A 15,862-nucleotide genomic window follows, 5' to 3' on the forward strand; every position below is an offset into this window, starting at 1 on the left:
TAATTAATATGAAAGGAGAAGTGCTCCTTGAGCGAACATGAATTATTCCATTCAATAAAAATTGGACTAGCTTCACCTCAAAAGATCAGATCTTGGTCTTATGGAGAAGTTAAAAAACCGGAAACTATAAATTACAGGACATTAAAGCCTGAAAAAGAAGGTCTATTTTGTGAAAAAATATTTGGACCTACTAAAGACTGGGAATGTTCCTGTGGAAAATATAAAAGAGTAAGATACAAGGGAGTAGTCTGCGAAAAATGTGGCGTTGAAGTCACAAAGGCTAAGGTTCGTCGTGAAAGAATGGGTCATATTGAACTTGCTGCTCCAGTATCACACATTTGGTACTTCAAGGGAATCCCTTCAAGAATGGGTCTTGTACTAGACATGAGCCCTAGGGCCCTTGAAAAGGTACTTTACTTTGCATCTTATGTAGTAACTTATGTTGAACCAGGCGAAACAACTCTTTATGAAAAACAACTATTATCAGAAATCGAATATAGGGAATTCAAGAGAGAATATGGGGACAAGTTTACTGCAAAGATGGGTGCAGAAGCTATTAGAGACCTTCTAGAAAAAGTTGACCTTCAAAAGGAAAATGATGAACTAACAGAAGAACTCCAAGATGCAACTGGACAAAAGAAAATTAGAATCACAAGAAGGCTAGAAGTTATTGATGCCTTTATCCAATCAGACAACAAGCCTGAATGGATGATCCTTGATGCAATCCCTGTTATACCACCAGACCTAAGACCAATGGTACAACTTGATGGTGGAAGATTTGCAACAAGTGACTTAAACGATTTATATAGAAGAATTGTAAATAGAAACAACAGACTTAAGAAGTTAATGGACATAAATGCTCCAGACATTATCGTTAGAAATGAAAAGAGAATGCTACAAGAATCTGTAGATGCTCTTATTGACAACGGTAGACGTGGAAGACCTGTAACTGGACCTGGAAACAGACCACTTAAATCTTTATCAGAAATGTTAAAGGGTAAGCAAGGTCGTTTCCGTCAAAACTTACTTGGTAAGAGAGTTGACTACTCTGGTCGTTCTGTAATCGTAGTTGGACCAGACCTTAAATTTTACCAATGTGGACTTCCAAAGAATATGGCACTAGAACTATTTAAACCTTTTGTAATGAAGGAACTTGTTTCTAGAGGCCTAACTTACAACATTAAATCTGCAAAGAGAATGGTTGAAAGAGGAAAAGAAGAAGTTTGGGATGTACTTGAAGAAGTTATAAAAGATCACCCAGTTCTTCTTAACCGTGCACCGACACTTCACAGACTTGGTATCCAAGCCTTTGAACCTATCCTTGTAGAAGGAAAGGCTATTAAGCTTCATCCACTTTCTTGTACAGCATATAACGCCGACTTCGATGGTGACCAAATGGCTGTCCATTTACCACTATCAACTGAAGCACAAGCTGAAGCAAGACTATTAATGCTTTCAACTAACAATATCTTGGCTCTAAAGGATGGTAAGCCAATTACTACTCCTACACAAGATATGGTTCTTGGTTCATATTATCTAACTCTTATGAGAGAAGATAAGCTAAAGGGAGACGGATCAGTTTATAGAAATTATGATGAAATGTTCCACGCTTATGAATCAGGATTCTTACACCTTCAATCAAAGGTATCTGTAAGAAGATATGCAGATGAAAATGACAAGAGGGGTAAAATTGTCCCATCAACTGTTGGTAGATTTATTATGAATGAGTTTATCCCACAAGACCTTGGTTTTGTTAACAGGGATGAAGATAAATATTCACTTGAAATCGACCAAGTTGTAGACAAGAAACTTCTTGGAAAAATAATTGAAAAAACTTATAAAAAACATGGAAATATAAAAACTGCTGAACTTCTTGATAACATCAAGGCAACAGGATACCACTACTCAACTATTGGAGCTATTTCAATTTCAATGGGTGACGTACAAATTCCTGACTCTAAACCAGAAATTTTAGCAGCAGCTGAACAAGAAGTAGCTAAGTACGAAAAAGCCTTTAGAAAGGGTCTTATCTCTGATGAAGAAAGATATGAAAAGGTAATTGAAATTTGGAACAAGGCAACAGATGATTTAACTGATGATGTAATGGACGGCTTTGATGCCCTAAACAACATCTACATCATGGCAGACTCTGGAGCCAGAGGTTCTAAGAACCAAATCAGACAACTTGCAGGTATGCGTGGACTTATGGCATCACCTTCAGGTAGAACTATCGAAGTTCCAATCACTTCAAACTTTAGAGAAGGTCTTTCAGTACTTGAATTCTACATGTCAGCCCACGGTTCCAGAAAGGGTCTTGCCGATACAGCCCTAAGAACTGCTGACTCTGGTTACTTGACAAGAAGACTAGTAGATGTTTCACAACAAGTTATTATCTCTGAAGAAGACTGTGGCACAGATGAATATCTTGTAGCTAGAGCCTTTAAAGATGGAAAAGAATTAATAGAATCTCTTGCAGATAGAATCGAAGGAAGATATTCCTTTGAAGATATAGTTAACCCAGAAACTGGAGAAGTAATTGTTGGAGCTAACGAAGCTATCTCTGATGACGACGCAGCCCTAATTGAATCTCTAGGAATAGAAGAAGTTAAGGTTAGATCAATCCTTGGCTGCAAGAGTAAGACTGGAGTTTGTGCCCACTGCTACGGTAGAAACCTTGCAACAGGATCACACATTGGAATTGGTGAAGCAGTTGGTGTAATTGCTGCCCAATCAATTGGTGAACCAGGTACACAACTTACAATGAGAACTTTCCACACTGGTGGTGTAGCGGCAGCTGCTGATATCACTCAAGGTCTTCCAAGAGTTGAAGAACTTTTCGAAGCTAGAAAGCCAAAGGGTCTTGCAGTTATTGCAGAACGTGCTGGTGTAGTTGACATTAAGGAAACTAACAAGAAGAGAGAAGTTCTTATTACAGCTGAAGATGGAACAGTAGACTCCTACAACATCGTTTATGGATCAAGACTAAAGGTTAAAGCAGGCGATGAAGTTGAAGCAGGAGATGAACTTACACAAGGTTCTGTATATCCACAAGACTTACTACGTGTTAAGGGTGAAAAGGGTGTACAAGAATACATTGTAAAAGAAGTTCAAAGAGTTTATAGGCTTCAAGGGGTAGACATCAACGACAAGCACATTGAAATCATTGTTAGACAAATGCTATCAAAGTGCAAGATAGAAGATGCAGGAGACACAGATTTACTTCCAGGATCTCTTGTAAATGTTGTTGACTACAAGAGAGCAAACAAAGAAGCTATTGATGCGGGTAAGGAACCAGCAATTGGTCAAATCAACTTACTTGGTATCACAAAGGCTTCCCTTGCAACAGAATCCTTCTTATCAGCCGCATCTTTCCAAGAAACTACAAGAGTTCTTACTGATGCAGCAATCAAGGGTAAGGAAGATAAGCTTGAAGGTCTAAAGGAAAATATTATAATTGGACAACTTATACCAGCAGGTACAGGTGCTCGTATTAATTCTAAGGTTCAAATTGGAATCGACGAAAGCCTAAGAGAAGATTACAATATTCTAGAAGACTCTGAAGTTATCACAACTGATGACATAAAAGTTGAACTTGAAACAGTTGAAGAAGAATAAAATTTTATAAATTGAAAGTAGGCTTAGAGATAGGCCTACTTTTTTTGTGCAAATTTTTAAAATAATATTGTTGCTGCTAAGAAGCCACTAATTAATTGAAAGTTAGTAAGAATTTAAAAGCTTGTCATTACATAGAAGTAGAAAAATTTTTATAAGCTTTTAAGTTATTGGGAGCTAGAATTTTTTTCAAGCTTGTATTAAATAATAAACTAAGATATTTTTACAGCCTTGTATTAAATTATAAGCTAATAAAATTTCATAGCCTTGCATTAAAGCATAAGAAAGTAAGGTTTTGTAGCTTTCTATTTATTTATCAACAAGCGAATCATCAAAGACTTGCATTTGTTTAGTGACTAACAAACTTTTATAAGCTGGCAAAAGAAAAATTTTTATAAATTACTAAGACATGGTTTTTTAAAAAGTTATAAGGTATCAAAAGCTAACAAAAGACTAAGAAGTAATAAATTTTACATAAGTTTTAATAAAAATTTAACAAAACCAAATATTATTGTTTTACAATATAAAAAAGTGGGTAATTTATTAATAAGATAAACTACAAAAGTAAATTTAAATTTAGAAAACAGGGGGATAATATGACAATGAACAACAACGCTTGGAATGATATGTTCAAAACAAGTCAAGAAATGATGAAGGCATGGATGGATGCTCTGCCAAAGAGAGATCCTGAAAATGAAAATGCGCAAGGCAATGCTTTTGATTTTACTAAATATCAAGATTGGGCAAAGTTCCAACAAGCATGGATGAAGGGTTGGGAAGATATGGTTAAAAATTCAAGTCAAGAAAATCCATTTATGAATAGTCCTTACGAAGCTTGGACAAAGATGATGGAATATTATAATCCTTTTGATGCTAGCAAAATGATGGGAGCAGGTACTAGAGATGTTTTTGAAAAAATTCTTAACTCTAACAAATTGTACCTTGGTGTTTATGAACAATGGAAAAAGTTCAACGATGATTATTTAAAATCTGGAAGTGATATCTACAAAGAAAATCTAAACCAGTTAGTAAATCAATTTAATGAAATTTTCACAAATAATTTAATTCCACTTTTGCCTAAAGAAATTCAAGGCTTGATGATTAACTCTCAAAGTTACTTTAATACTTACTTAAAAACTTTAGAAAATTTTGTTGGTCCTTGGTCCTTTGCCTACCAAAATATAGCTGATATTTACATGGAAGCTATATACAAGGATCCTATGAAGCTATCAGATTCTTTAAAAGAATGGAAGGATGCCTATAATAAAACTTTTGGAATTTTAGTAAAATCTCCTGTAGTTGGAAGTTCAAGAGAAATGCTTGAGCAAAACAATAAGGCTGTAGATTCTATGATTGATATGTTAATTTCTGTCTCAGAATTTATGACAAAATCTTTGTCTGTTGGATACAAGAACTCCCAAGAAGTTTTTGAAGAATACTTTGAAGCAGTTGATAAAGGTGAAGATCCAAAAACTTTCAATGAGTTTTATAAGATGTGGTCAAAGCATGTTGAAAATGCCATTGAAAAATATTTTTATACAGATGAGTTTTCAAAGCTTATTGCTAAGGCAGCAGATTCTTATATGATTTTTAAAATTGAATTTGACAAGTTAATTGAAAAATCTCTTAGCGATTCTCCAATTGTTACAAAGTCTGAAGTAGATAATGTTTATAAGAATGTTTACGAATTGAGACGTGAAGTTAGGTCCTTAAAGAAAGAATTGGAAGAATTGAAGGGTAAGAAAGACTGAGGAAGGATTAAAAAATTATCGCAATAAACTTTGAGATAGATTAGGTAAAGGAGGAGAAAATGTACAAAGATTTTTTTGATATAAAGACATCCATTGAAGAAGGGATAAAGGCTCAAGAAAAATTTCTAAAGAGTTATGAGAGTATGATTAGTGCAACTAATGATCACGCTAATCAAACTCCAAGGGAAGTTGTTTTCGAGGAAGATAAATTAAAACTTTATCATTATAACAAATCTACAAGAAGTGTAAATAAGGTTCCAACACTAATTGTTTATGCTCTTGTGAACACTCCTTCAATGATGGATATTGGTCAGGACAAGTCTTTTATTAAAAAACTAGTGGACAGCGGACTAGATTTATATTTAATAGAGTGGGGTTTCCCTACAGCTGATGACAAGTATATCTCTTTAGATGACTATATAAATATTTATATTGACGATGTTGTTGACCACATAAGAAAAGAAAGTGGCGCAGATAAGATAAATATTCTTGGTGTCTGTCAAGGTGGTACTTTTAGTTTGATGTACACAGCTCTTCATCCAGGAAAGGTTAAAAATCTTGTAACTATGGTTACACCTGTAGACTTCTCTACAGATGACGGACTTCTTTTCAAGTGGGGAAAATATTTAGACCCAGACAGGATGGTAGAAGCCTATGGAGTTGTGCCAGGAGACTTTATGAATACAGGTTTCCTAACTTTAAAACCTTTATCACTTATGGTGAACAAATATGTAGATGTTATAAATGACTTAGACGATCCAGAACATCTCTCAAGTTTTATGACTATGGAAAAGTGGATTTTCGACAGCCCTGGACAAGCTGGAATGGCTTATAAGGAATTCTTAAACGCAATGTATAGAGAAAATCGTCTTATTAAAGGCGAAATGGAAGTTGGTGGTAAAAAAGTAGATTTGAAAAAAATCACTCAGCCAGTTCTAAATCTTTATGCAGAAAGAGACAACCAAGTGCCTAATGCTGCATCTATTCCAATTGGAGATTATGTGGGAAGCGAAGACTACACAGCTAAATCTTTCCCTACAGGTCATATTGGAATGTTTGTAAGTAGAAGGAGTCAAGAAGAAGTAGCACCAACTGTAGTGGACTGGTTAAAGAGTCACTCAAAATAAAATAGAAGGGATAGTGACATATGGATAACACAAAGGGAAAAACTATTAATGAATTGAAGGTAGGACAAAGCGCTTGCTTTACAAAAACTGTTTCAGAGGCAGATGTTTATAACTACATTGGAGTATCTGGTGACTTTAACCCTGCCCACATCAATGAAGAGTTTGCTAAAAAAACAAGATTTAAAAAACGTATTGCTCACGGTATGATTAGTGCAGGATTTATTTCTTCAGTATTAGGAACCCAACTTCCTGGACCAGGAACTATCTATTTAAATCAAGATCTTAAATTTACACATCCAGTTCATTTTGGGGATACTATTACAGCAACTTGCACGGTGGAAGAAATCTTTCCTGACACAAACAGGGTAATTATGGACACAGTTTGCGTGAATCAACATGGACAAACAGTAATAGAGGGTAGGGCTTTAGTTTTAGCTCCACTGGAATAACAATATAAGAGGACGGCGCTATATTACATAGCGTCGTTTTTTATATTTGAGTAAAATTTAAATTAGGATATTTGATTTTATAGAATTATGGACTATTTGTTAAAGACTAAAAAGAAAAAATCTTCTGATAATATTGCTCGTATTTAAATTTATCAGCCTAATTTTATATACAAAGAAGCCAACTATTAAAGAAAAATAAAGTTTTTAATGAAGGTGATTTTGATAGCTGGTATCAAAATCAACCTGTCAAGAATGACTATTTTTAAAGAATGATAAAGATTTCCCAAATTGAATTTTTTCAGTAGAATAATGTACTTTAATAAAATTTAGTGTTATAATTATAACAAATGGTAAAAATATAGGCTTATGCCAAATAAGGGGTGAAGTTTTATGAGTTCAAGAAATCTCACTTTTTCCGTAGGTGGAGTTCACATGGACGAACACAAAACTTTGACAGAAAAAATCGCAATTGAGAGGATGCCAAGTCCAAAGATTGCCTACATACCTATGTCACAACACATTGGAGCGCCATGCTCACCTGTTGTGTCTAAGGGCGATTCTGTTAAGGTTGGCCAAATTGTTGGGAATTCTGATGCTTTTATTTCAGCAGCTATACACTCTTCTGTTTCAGGTACAGTTAAAGAGATTAAAAAAATGTATACAGCTGATGGAAGGTATTGTGATTGCGTCGTTATAGAAAACGATGGCAAGGATGAAATGACTGATGATCTTAAGTCTTTTAAGGATTACAAGGATCATCCAATTGACGATTTGATTCCTTTTATAAAAGAAAAGGGAATCGTAGGAATGGGGGGAGCTGGTTTCCCACTTCACGCTAAGCTAAAGAGTGAAGATCCAGCTTTAGATGAATGTATAATCAATGGTGCAGAATGTGAGCCTTTCCTTACATGTGACCATAGAATTATGCTAGAAAAAACTGAAGAAATATTAGAAGGTCTAGATATCTTCTCATATTATTACAACAAAGAAGCTTCCTATATGGCAATTGAAGAAAATAAACCTGATGCAATTGCTAAGATGGAAGAAGTTATTGGGGAAAATCCTAACTGGAAGCACCTAAAGGTTGTTGGATGCCAAACTAAGTATCCACAAGGTGATTCAAAGAGACTTTCTGAAGCTGTTGTTGGAAGAATTGTTCCACAAAATGGTGTAACAAATGATGTTGGAGTTTTTCTAACAAATGTTGGTACTACTCTTGCCTTTTACGAAGCTATGATCGAAGGAAAGCCTTCCTATGAAAGAGTTATAACTGTTTCTGGTTCTGGTATTAAGGAACCTAAGAATATTCTCGTTAAAATAGGTACTCCTGTGGGAGATATCCTAGATTTCTGTGGAGGAGTAAAGGACAACTTCAAGGAAATCATCTGTGGCGGTCCAATGACTGGTAAGTCTGTATTTAATCTTGACTCTCCAGTTACTAAGACTACTTCTGGTATTTTGGTTTTCACTGAAGAAGAAGTCACAGAAAGAATTGAGTCTCCATGTATTAGATGTTCAAGGTGTGTTGACCACTGCCCAGCTCACATAAATCCAACTGATATTAATCATGCGATTTTAAAGGGCGATGTGGACTTATGCATGACTCTTCATGCTGACCAATGTATGGAATGTGGTATATGTTCCTTTGTATGTCCAGCTAAGAGACATCTTACAGCATCTATTAAATTAGCTAAACGAGAAATCAGAGCTAATCAAAAGAGATAGGAGGGATCAATTTGGAAAATAATAAAATTAATAAAGATCCGATGACAGTAAATGAGGCACGTTTTGTTTCACTAGCACCTCATATTAGGTCAAACGACACTGTTAGAAAGATTATGCTTGATGTTATTATTGCACTTGTTCCTGCAATGATTGCTTCTGTTTATTTCTTTGGAACAAGGGCTATTGCTCTTTTAGCAGTATGCATTGGTGCTTGTGTATTTACTGAACTTATTACACAAAAATGCCTAAAGAAAACTGTACAAATCGCTGATTTATCTGCTGTTGTTACTGGAATATTGATTGCACTTAACATGCCTGAGTCTTTCCCACTATGGATGGCAGCTTTCGGATCAGTTTTTGCAATATTAGTAGTTAAAGAATGTTTTGGTGGTATTGGTTTCAACTTTATGAACCCAGCCCTTGCAGCAAGACTTGTACTTATGACATCTTGGCCAAAACAAATTACAGATTATATTTCACCAGAAATATTGAAGCAAGGTATTACAACATCATCTGTAGCAGTGGATGGAATATCTTTCGCAACACCTCTTCAAATTATTGCTTCTGGCGATATTACAAATCTTCCATCATTGGGAGATATGTTTATGGGAAATATTGGTGGTGTAATAGGAGAAACTTCTGCAATTGCACTTCTAATTGGCTTTGTTTACCTAGTAGCAAGAAAGGTAATTACTTGGGAAATTCCAGTTATCTATGTAGCAACTACTGCAGTATGTCTATTTGTTCTTGGAATCCCAATGGAACTAATTCCTTATGAACTACTTGCAGGTGGTTTGTTACTTGGTGCTATCTTTATGGCAACTGACTACACTACAAACCCAATAAACAAAAAGGGAAGAATTATTTTTGCCCTTGGATGTGGTATCTTAACTGCAGTTATTAGGGTTAAGGCATCTCTTCCTGAAGGTGTTTCATACGCAATATGTCTTATGAACCTCGCAACACCATTAATTGACAAACTTACAGTATCAAGTGCATATGGGGAGGCGAAGTAAATGAAAGAACCAGTAAAATTTGGAATAATACTTTTAGTATTCTGTGCCCTATCAGCAGGTCTTCTTGCAGCTGTAAATAGTTTTACGGCTCCAGTAATTGCAGAAACTGAACTTAAAAATACACTTGCATCCTATGAAGTTATTTTTGGTGATGCTGCCGATAGTTTTGAAGAATACGATCAAGCTAAATTAGATGCAATAAAAGAAAAATATCCAAACATAGAAAAAATCTTTGTTGCCAAAAAGGGACAAGATGTTGTTGGATATGGTGTAAACGTAAAATCAAATGGTTATGGTGGAGCTATGGTTAACGCTCTTGGATTCTTACTTGATGGCGATAAAATCGCTGGATTTAGAAATATCTCCAATGGTGAAACAAGTGGATTTGGTTCTAGAATCACAACTGACGAATACTATCCATCCTATGAAGGGAAATCTGCAGTTGGTCCTTTAAAACTTTCTAAGGATCCAAAGGCTGAAGATGAAGTTATGTGGCTAACATCTGCAACAATTTCTTCTAAGGGAGCACTTGCAGGTTCCAACGATGCCATAAAAGTTTATGACGAAGTTTTAAAAAATGAATAAGGAGGTTTAAAATGAAATTATCTAAAGTATTTTTAGACGGTGCTTTTAAAAACAATCCTGTATTCATACAACTTATAGGACTTTGTTCAACACTGGCTATTACAAACAGTTTAACAAACTCACTAGCAATGGGTATAGCAGTTACCTTCGTACTTATAATGAGTAACGGTGTAGTATCTGCCCTTAGAAATGTAATTCCTGATAAAATAAGAATTCCTTGCTTTATCGTAGTAATTGCAACTTTTGTAACATTAGTACAAATGATCCTTCAAGCATATGCCCAATCAATTTATGCAGCACTAGGTATCTTCTTACCACTAATCGTAGTTAACTGCTGTATACTTGGTGAAGCAGAAGGTTTCGCCTACAAGAACAAACTTATCCCATCAATAGTTGACGGAATAGGAACAGGAGTAGGATACACAATTGCAGTTCTTGCAATGGGTCTTGTACGTGAATTTTTCGGTTACGGAACATTATTTGAAAAACAAATCTTGCCAGAAGCCTATCCAGGAATTGGACTTATGGGAGCTCCAGCAGGTGCCTTCATACTTCTTGGATTCTTAATAGCAGGATTTAAAATATTATTAAATAGGAGGGCAGACTAATGTTAGAAAGTATTTTAACTATTTTAATCTCAACAATACTTGTAAATAACTATGTTTTTGCTCAGTTCTTAGGAATTTGTCCCTTCTTAGGTGTATCTTCCAAGACAGAGACTGCCCTTGGAATGGGTATAGCCGTTACCTTTGTAGTTGTACTTGCATCTGCAATAACATGGCTAATTCAAATTTTTGTATTAGACAAATTTGGACTTGAGTATTTACAAACAATTGCCTTTATACTTGTAATTGCATCCCTAGTACAATTTGTAGAAATGTTTATTAAGAAGTCATCACCTTCACTTTATCAAGCCATGGGTGTTTACCTTCCACTAATTACTACAAACTGCGTTGTACTTGGTGTAACAGTATTAAACGTGCAAAACGGATATAACTTAATAGAAACTATCTTTAGTGGATTTGGAGCTTCTATAGGCTTCACACTTGCTTTAGTACTAATAGCAGCTCTAAGAGAAAAACTTATGCTAGCAAATGTACCTAAGGCACTTCAAGGTGTTCCTATTGCACTTGTGAGTGCTGGTCTTATGGCAATAGCATTCTCAGGTTTCGGCGGATTGGTATAGGAGGTAATTATGGAACTTAGTACAATACTTACCCCAGCGATCTTTTTAGGAATTGCGGGAGCCTTCTTTGGAGTAATACTCTCCATTGCATCAAAGGTTTTTTATGTAGAAGTTGATCCAAAGGTAGCAGAAGTTAGAGATGCCCTTCCAGGCGCAAACTGTGGAGCTTGTGGTTTCCCAGGTTGTGATGGACTTGCAGAAGCCATTGCATCTGGCAAAGCACCAGTAAATGGTTGCGTAATTGGTGGTGCAGACACAGCTGAAAAAGTCAGCACAATAATGGGTGTCAATGCAGGAAATGTTGATAGAAATGTTGCCGTAGTTCACTGCCAAGGTGACTGCAATAAGGCAAAAAATAAATACGACTACAATGACCTAGTTGACTGTAGACTTATAGCAGACTACCAACAAGGTGCAAAAGCTTGTAACTTTGGTTGCTGCGGTGGTGGAACTTGTGTAAGCGTATGTGAATTCGACGCCATCCACATGGTTAACGGAGTAGCAGTAGTTGACAAGGAAAAATGTGTAGCTTGTATGAAGTGTATCAACATTTGTCCTAAGAAAATTATTTCTCTAAGACCTTACAAATCAAAAACAGTTGTAGAATGTAAGTCACTTGACTCAGGTAAAGTTGTTAGAAATAACTGTAGCATCGGTTGTATAGGATGTGGAATCTGTGAAAAGAACTGTCCTAAGGATGCAATCCATGTAGAAAACAACCTAGCATCAATTGACTATGAAAAGTGTATCAACTGTGGAATTTGTGTTTCAAAATGTCCAACAGGAGCAATCTATTGCGAATATCCTGAAAGAGTTGAAAAAATGAAACAAAAGGAAAAAGAAAAGAAAGAAAAAGAAAGACAAGCAAAACTTGCAGAAGCCCAAGCTAAAAAAGCAGAAGCAGAAAAAGAAAAAGTTAATGCTTAAACTTTAAATTTAAAATTTCAAATTCAAAATCAAAACTGTCGTGTAATAGCGGCAGTTTTTTTGCGTTCAATTTTATAAGTTGAAAAATGAAAATTTATTTTGTAAGAAAGAGGATGAAGAAAGAATTAAGAAGTAAGATGATAAAGAAAAGTGAAGGATGAGTGAAGAATAAAGAATGAAGTAGAGAGTAAGTAGTAAAAAGTAGCAGAAAAGAAGTAAGAATGTAAAGAGTAGTAAGTAATGAAGTAAGAGGAAAGAAGTTAGAATTTAAAGAGTAAAGAGTTGTAAGCAAAAAAGTAATATGAATGAAGAGTAGTGAAATAATAAGTAAAAGATTAGAAGCAAGAAGTTAAATAAGAAAGATTAAACAACAAACAACAAACAAAAACTAAGGAACTGCAAAACAATTAAAAGTAAAATGAAAAAGTTATAAGAAAAACAAAAAGAAATTTTTAGATAGCAAACATTTTCTTTGTAAGAAATAGCATAAAATGATATTCTATTTATGTATAAGGACTTTTAAATACTTTGATAATAAGTCATACAAAATAAAAGATTAAAAGATGAAAAATAAATAAGTGAGGTAGTATAAATGGCTGATAAGATAAAAGAAAACTTAGAAACAGTGCAAAGAGCAGAGCTCCATAGAAAAATATGGGCAATAGCTGATGATGTTAGAGGAGCAGTAGACGGCTGGGACTTCAAACAATACATATTAGGAATTCTATTTTATAGATTCATATCAGAAAACATTACAGAATTTTTTAACGAAGCAGAACACGAAGCAGGAGATTTGGAATTTGACTATGCAGAAATTTCAGATGAAGAAGCAGAACAAGACTTTAGACCAAACACAGTAGAAGATAAGGGCTTCTTTATCTTGCCAAGCCAACTCTTTAAAAACGTAGTAAAGACAGCAAAAAATAATGAAAACTTAAACACAGATCTAGCAAATATATTTAAAGACATTGAAGGAAGTGCTGTAGGTTTTCAATCAGAAGATGACATAAAAGGACTTTTCGAAGATGTAGATACAAGAAGCAACAAACTAGGCGGAACAGTCGCAGAGAAAAACAAAAGATTATGTGACATATTAACAGGGATTGATAAAATAAACTTTGGCGACTTCAAAGACAATGACATAGATGCCTTTGGCGATGCCTACGAATATTTAATTTCTAACTACGCAAGCAATGCAGGTAAGTCAGGTGGAGAATTTTTCACACCACAAACAGTATCAAAACTCTTGGCAAGAATAGTAATGGAAGGCAAGACAAGCATTAACAAGGTGTATGATCCTACATGTGGCAGTGGGTCCCTGCTCTTGCAAATGAAGAAGCAATTTGATGAACATATAATTGATGAAGGCTTCTTTGGTCAAGAAATCAACATGACCAACTTCAACCTAGCCCGTATGAATATGTTCCTTCACAATGTCAACTACAACAACTTTTCTATAAGAAGGGGAGACACCCTCATAAATCCCCTTCATGGAGATGAAAAACCCTTTGATGCCATTGTTTCAAATCCACCTTATTCAATAAAGTGGATAGGAGATAAGGATCCAACACTTATAAGTGATGAAAGATTTGCCCCAGCAGGTAAGTTGGCACCAAAATCTTATGCAGATTATGCCTTTATACTCCATTCACTTTTTTATTTATCAAGTCAAGGAAGGGCTGCCATAGTTTGCTTCCCAGGGATTTTTTATAGGAAGGGAGCAGAAAAAACAATTAGGCAGTACCTAGTGGACAACAACTTTATCGACTGTGTAATACAACTACCTGAAAATCTCTTCTTTGGAACGTCAATAGCAACTTGCGTCCTAGTAATGGCGAAAAACAAAACAGAAAATAAAATCTTATTTATTGATGCAAGCAAGGAATTTAAAAAGGAAACAAACAACAACATCTTAGAAGAAAAGAACATCAATACAATAGTAGAAGAATTTAAAAACCGTGAAGAAAGGGAATACTTCTCCAGATATGTAGACATAGATGAAATAGTAGAAAATGACTACAACCTTTCAGTTTCCACTTATGTAGAAAAGGAAGATACGAGAGAAAAGATAGACATCAAGGTCCTCAACAAAGAAATTGATGAAACTGTAAAGAAAATAGACGAGCTTAGAGCTTCTATAAATGAAATAGTAAGGGAGCTTGAAGATGAGTAAGATAGATGAATTATTAAAGAATGAAAAGGTAGAGTGGAAGAAGTTAGGTGAAGTTTGCGAGATTAAAAGAGGACGTGTAATCTCAAAGGCATATTTGGAAAAAAATTCTGGTGATTTTCCGGTATATTCTTCTCAGACAAGAAATAATGGAGAAATTGGTAGAATTAATACCTATGATTTTGATGGTGAATATGCTACATGGACTACTGATGGAGCGTATGCTGGTACCGTATTTTATAGAAATGGAAAATTTTCAATTACAAATATTTGTGGGTTGATAAAGCCTAATGATAGCAATAGATTATTAGTTAAATATATTGTATATTGGTTACAAATTGAGGCAAATAAGCATGTTAAAGGTGGATCCGGAAATCCTAAATTAATGAGTAATGTAGTTGCTAACATAAAGATTCCGATTCCACAAATTGAAACGCAAGAAAAAATTGTTAAAATACTTGACAAATTCACAAATTATGTTACTGAGTTACAGGCAGAGTTACAGGCAGAGTTACAGGCAAGAAATAAGCAGTATGAGTATTATAGGGATATGCTTTTAAGTGAAGATTATTTAAGCAAATTATCTAACGAAATGGATAATTTAATATCAAAAGATTATGAAATTAAAATAATTACTCTTGGAAAAATTGCTAAAATAAGTAGAGGAGCCTCACCAAGACCTATAAAAAAATATATTACTAACGATGAAGAAGGCATACCTTGGATAAAAATAGGAGATGTAAGTGTAAACTCAAAATATGTAACAAAAACCGAACAAAAAATATCGTTAGAGGGAGCTGAAAAATCTAGGGTTTTGAAAAAAGGTGATTTTATAATGTCAAACTCTATGAGTTTTGGAAGACCTTATATACTTAATATCGATGGAGCAATACATGATGGTTGGGCTTCAATTAGTGAATTTCATGATTTTTTAGATCCTGATTTTTTATATTATTACTTGACATCTTCTCAGGTTAAAAATTACTGGGAAGGAAAAATAAATAGCTCTTCTGTAAGTAATCTGAATTCTGAAATAATTCGCTCTTTGCCAGTTCCTATAATTGATAAAAAGTTACAAAAGTTGGTGGCAAATATTCTTGATAAGTTTCAAGACCTGCTTTCTGATACTCAAGGTTTGTTGCCAGAGGAGATTGAACAAAGACGAAAACAATATGAATATTATCGTGAAAAACTCTTGACATTTGACGGAAATATGTTAGAGAGAGAGAGAGAGAGAGAGAGAGAGAGCATATCTCTCTAAATCATATTTAAAATCTCTCAAAGAAGCTGGAGAAATTGTTGGAGTTAGTTTTT

At 34.7% G+C, this 15,862-nt stretch carries 12 protein-coding genes; all 12 read left to right on the plus strand.

Annotated elements, in window-relative coordinates; genetic code table 11:
• Window positions 1-27 precede the first annotated feature (27 nt).
• The 12 genes from rpoC to ACWPVO_RS07555 all read left to right on the plus strand — a co-directional run bounded on the left by rpoC (window position 28) and on the right by ACWPVO_RS07555 (window position 15,809).
• On the plus strand, window positions 28-3,615 hold the full coding sequence (gene rpoC / locus ACWPVO_RS07500) for a DNA-directed RNA polymerase subunit beta' (protein ID WP_005955722.1): 3,588 nt from the start codon (window positions 28-30) through the stop codon (window positions 3,613-3,615).
• Between the two features lie 593 nt (window positions 3,616-4,208).
• Window positions 4,209-5,363, plus strand: a complete 1,155-nt coding sequence (locus tag ACWPVO_RS07505; protein ID WP_005955795.1) for a poly(R)-hydroxyalkanoic acid synthase subunit PhaE — start codon at window positions 4,209-4,211, stop codon at window positions 5,361-5,363.
• Between the two features lie 59 nt (window positions 5,364-5,422).
• On the plus strand, window positions 5,423-6,490 hold the full coding sequence (gene phaC, locus ACWPVO_RS07510; RefSeq protein ID WP_005955741.1) for a class III poly(R)-hydroxyalkanoic acid synthase subunit PhaC: 1,068 nt from the start codon (window positions 5,423-5,425) through the stop codon (window positions 6,488-6,490).
• Window positions 6,491-6,510: 20 nt separating this feature from the next.
• Window positions 6,511-6,939, plus strand: coding sequence for a MaoC family dehydratase (locus ACWPVO_RS07515; RefSeq protein WP_005955636.1), 429 nt, complete (start codon window positions 6,511-6,513; stop codon window positions 6,937-6,939).
• A gap of 390 nt (window positions 6,940-7,329) precedes the next feature.
• Window positions 7,330-8,664, plus strand: a complete 1,335-nt coding sequence (gene rsxC, locus ACWPVO_RS07520) for an electron transport complex subunit RsxC (protein ID WP_005955711.1) — start codon at window positions 7,330-7,332, stop codon at window positions 8,662-8,664.
• 11 nt (window positions 8,665-8,675) lie between these two features.
• Window positions 8,676-9,680, plus strand: coding sequence for an RnfABCDGE type electron transport complex subunit D (locus tag ACWPVO_RS07525; RefSeq protein ID WP_195445463.1), 1,005 nt, complete (start codon window positions 8,676-8,678; stop codon window positions 9,678-9,680).
• A complete protein-coding gene (locus ACWPVO_RS07530; protein ID WP_005955712.1) occupies window positions 9,681-10,265 on the plus strand; it encodes an FMN-binding protein in 585 nt (194 codons plus the stop codon).
• Between the two features lie 11 nt (window positions 10,266-10,276).
• Window positions 10,277-10,873 carry an electron transport complex subunit RsxE gene (gene rsxE / locus ACWPVO_RS07535; RefSeq protein ID WP_060799670.1) on the plus strand — a complete coding sequence of 199 codons (597 nt, stop codon included), beginning with the start codon at window positions 10,277-10,279 and terminating at the stop codon, window positions 10,871-10,873.
• Window positions 10,873-11,451, plus strand: a complete 579-nt coding sequence (gene rsxA / locus ACWPVO_RS07540; RefSeq protein ID WP_005955747.1) for an electron transport complex subunit RsxA — start codon at window positions 10,873-10,875, stop codon at window positions 11,449-11,451. Before rsxE ends, rsxA begins: the two co-directional genes overlap by 1 nt.
• Before the next feature lie 9 nt (window positions 11,452-11,460).
• Window positions 11,461-12,378, plus strand: a complete 918-nt coding sequence (locus ACWPVO_RS07545) for an RnfABCDGE type electron transport complex subunit B (protein WP_454207564.1) — start codon at window positions 11,461-11,463, stop codon at window positions 12,376-12,378.
• Between the two features lie 592 nt (window positions 12,379-12,970).
• Entirely contained in the window at window positions 12,971-14,551 is a 1,581-nt protein-coding gene (locus tag ACWPVO_RS07550; RefSeq protein ID WP_454207566.1) for a type I restriction-modification system subunit M, read from the plus strand.
• Window positions 14,544-15,809 carry a restriction endonuclease subunit S gene (locus ACWPVO_RS07555; protein ID WP_454207568.1) on the plus strand — a complete coding sequence of 422 codons (1,266 nt, stop codon included), beginning with the start codon at window positions 14,544-14,546 and terminating at the stop codon, window positions 15,807-15,809. The genes ACWPVO_RS07550 and ACWPVO_RS07555 overlap by 8 nt, the downstream gene beginning before the upstream one ends.
• The last annotated feature ends 53 nt before the right edge of the window (window positions 15,810-15,862 follow it).

Source organism: Peptoniphilus sp. Marseille-Q6390, from assembly GCF_965119475.1.

Coding starts and splice junctions, on each gene's coding strand:
- ACWPVO_RS07515 (WP_005955636.1), top strand. CDS start 6,511: ATGGATAACACAAAGGGAAAAACTATTAATGAATTGAAGGTAGGACAA.
- ACWPVO_RS07550 (WP_454207566.1), top strand. CDS start 12,971: ATGGCTGATAAGATAAAAGAAAACTTAGAAACAGTGCAAAGAGCAGAG.
- ACWPVO_RS07530 (WP_005955712.1), top strand. CDS start 9,681: ATGAAAGAACCAGTAAAATTTGGAATAATACTTTTAGTATTCTGTGCC.
- ACWPVO_RS07555 (WP_454207568.1), top strand. CDS start 14,544: ATGAGTAAGATAGATGAATTATTAAAGAATGAAAAGGTAGAGTGGAAG.
- rsxA (WP_005955747.1), top strand. CDS start 10,873: ATGTTAGAAAGTATTTTAACTATTTTAATCTCAACAATACTTGTAAAT.
- rsxC (WP_005955711.1), top strand. CDS start 7,330: ATGAGTTCAAGAAATCTCACTTTTTCCGTAGGTGGAGTTCACATGGAC.
- ACWPVO_RS07505 (WP_005955795.1), top strand. CDS start 4,209: ATGACAATGAACAACAACGCTTGGAATGATATGTTCAAAACAAGTCAA.
- rsxE (WP_060799670.1), top strand. CDS start 10,277: ATGAAATTATCTAAAGTATTTTTAGACGGTGCTTTTAAAAACAATCCT.
- ACWPVO_RS07545 (WP_454207564.1), top strand. CDS start 11,461: ATGGAACTTAGTACAATACTTACCCCAGCGATCTTTTTAGGAATTGCG.
- phaC (WP_005955741.1), top strand. CDS start 5,423: ATGTACAAAGATTTTTTTGATATAAAGACATCCATTGAAGAAGGGATA.